This window comes from Streptomyces sp. NRRL B-1347, assembly GCF_000720325.1.
GTDB lineage: Bacteria > Actinomycetota > Actinomycetes > Streptomycetales > Streptomycetaceae > Streptomyces.
Genome location: NZ_JOJM01000232.1, coordinates 1 through 1,204 on the forward strand (window position 1 = coordinate 1; position 1,204 = coordinate 1,204).

At 72.3% G+C, this 1,204-nt stretch carries 1 protein-coding gene; it reads right to left on the reverse strand.

Annotation, left to right across the window (positions count from 1 at the left end):
• Window positions 1–23: 23 nt before the first annotated feature.
• A partial coding sequence (gene aroC, locus IG74_RS0144675) for a chorismate synthase (protein ID WP_234334693.1) occupies window positions 24–1,204 on the reverse strand: 1,181 nt, incomplete at its 5' end.

The window sequence follows — 1,204 nt, forward strand, 5'->3', positions numbered from 1 at the left end:
GGCGCCTTCTGCTGCCGGGTGGTTCACCGGATCTGGAGGTGGTCGAGGTAGGAGGTGACGTTGCGCCGGGTCTCCGGCACGCTGTCACCGCCGAACTTCTCCGCGACCGCGTCCGCCAGGACCAGCGCGACCATGGCCTCCGCCACGATCCCGGCGGCCGGCACCGCGCACACGTCCGAGCGCTGGTGATGGGCCTTGGTCGCCTCACCCGTGGCCACATCGACCGTGGCCAGCGCCCGCGGCACCGTCGCGATCGGCTTCATCGCCGCGCGTACGCGCAGCAGCTCACCGGTGCTCAGACCGCCCTCGGTGCCGCCGGAGCGGCCGGTGGTGCGCCGGATACCGTCGTCCGTGGCGACGATCTCGTCGTGCGCCTGCGAACCCGGCACCCGGGCCAGCTCGAAGCCGTCCCCGACCTCCACACCCTTGATCGCCTGGATGCCCATCAACGCCGCGGCAAGCCGCGCGTCCAGACGCCGGTCCCAGTGCACGTGCGAACCCAGCCCCACCGGCACCCCGTAGGCGAGGACCTCCACGACACCGCCCAGCGTGTCACCGTCCTTATGGGCCTGGTCGATCTCCGCGACCATCGCCTTCGAGGCGTCCGCGTCCAGGCACCGCACCGGATCCGCGTCAAGCTTCTCGACGTCCGCGGGGGTCGGGTACACGCCGTAGGGAGCCCTGGCCTTCGCCAGCTCCACCACATGCGAGACGATCTCGATCCCGGCCGTCTCCTTCAGGAACGAACGGGCCACCGCACCCAGCGCGACCCGGGCCGCGGTCTCCCGCGCCGAAGCCCGCTCCAGGATCGGACGCGCCTCGTCGAACCCGTACTTCTGCATGCCCGCCAGATCGGCGTGACCGGGCCGCGGACGCGTCAGCGGCGCGTTGCGCGCCAGCTCGGCCAGCTCGGCCGGGTCGACCGGGTCGGCCGCCATGACCTGCTCCCACTTGGGCCACTCGGTGTTGCCCACCATGACCGCGACGGGCGAGCCCATGGTCAGGCCGTGCCGCACGCCGCCGATGAAGGTGACCTCGTCACGCTCGAACTTCATCCGGGCACCGCGTCCATAGCCGAGGCGGCGCCGGGCCAGGTGGTCCGCCACCATCTCCGTGGTGATCGGCACACCGGCGGGAAGCCCCTCCAGCGTCGCCACGAGTGCGGGGCCATGCGACTCCCCCGCCGTCAGCCAGCGCAACCTGC